We start from the raw sequence: 746 nt of genomic DNA on the forward strand, positions 1-746 counted from the left end.
CTATTTGCTCAATGTGTTCGGCTGAGATCGGAAATCAACCTTTGCTTGCGCGCTGCGTATAATACATCCAGTACGTGTTGTCATACCGCTCGCTTTATGAGCGACTAAGGACCCTAATATGCCCGATTCCCGCACACTCTGGACCGCCGTCGTTATCATCTGTATCGCCGTGTCGGTGTTCTTTAGCATCAAAAAACGCACCACGTTTAAGCGCCTGCAGCAGTTGATGGCTGCCAAACAGTGGGACGAGTTCGATCGTTTGCTCGACGGCAAACTCACCAGCATGCTGTACCCGCGCTACAACCGCGACTACCTGCGCCTGAACTCCTATCTGTTGCGCGAGGACCACGAACACGCCAACGAGATGTTCGACCTGTTGCTGGGACTCAACCTGCCCAAGATGCAGCGCGTCGACCTGGTGATCAAAGCCTTTAACTACTACGTTGGCCAGGAGGACCGCAAAAAGTCCAAGGAGTTGCTGCACGAGATCAAGGGCTTTGAGGGCGGTCAGGCCGAGGCAGTCACACACGAATGCCAGCTGATGTACGACACGATGATCCTCAAGCGCCACAACGACATTCCCGAGCTGGAGCGCATGCTCGAAGAGGCCGGTGACGACAAGGTCAAGAGCTGCCGCCTGGAATACCTGCTGGCCCTGCAGTACAAGAACAAGGGCGACGAGGCCAAGTTTGCCGAGTACTTGGAAAAGGGTTGATTTCCGATCTCAGCCGAACACATTGAGCAAA

At 54.6% G+C, this 746-nt stretch carries 1 protein-coding gene; it reads left to right on the forward strand.

Going from position 1 to position 746, the window contains the following annotated elements; all coding sequences use genetic code 11:
* Positions 1-118: 118 nt before the first annotated feature.
* Positions 119-715, forward strand: a complete 597-nt coding sequence (locus DXD56_RS09940; RefSeq protein WP_117641089.1) for a hypothetical protein — start codon at positions 119-121, stop codon at positions 713-715.
* The last annotated feature ends 31 nt before the right edge of the window (positions 716-746 follow it).

The sequence above is a fragment of the Collinsella sp. TM06-3 genome (genome assembly GCF_003436395.1).
GTDB lineage: Bacteria > Actinomycetota > Coriobacteriia > Coriobacteriales > Coriobacteriaceae > Collinsella.

Coding starts and splice junctions, on each gene's coding strand:
- DXD56_RS09940 (WP_117641089.1), top strand. CDS start 119: ATGCCCGATTCCCGCACACTCTGGACCGCCGTCGTTATCATCTGTATC.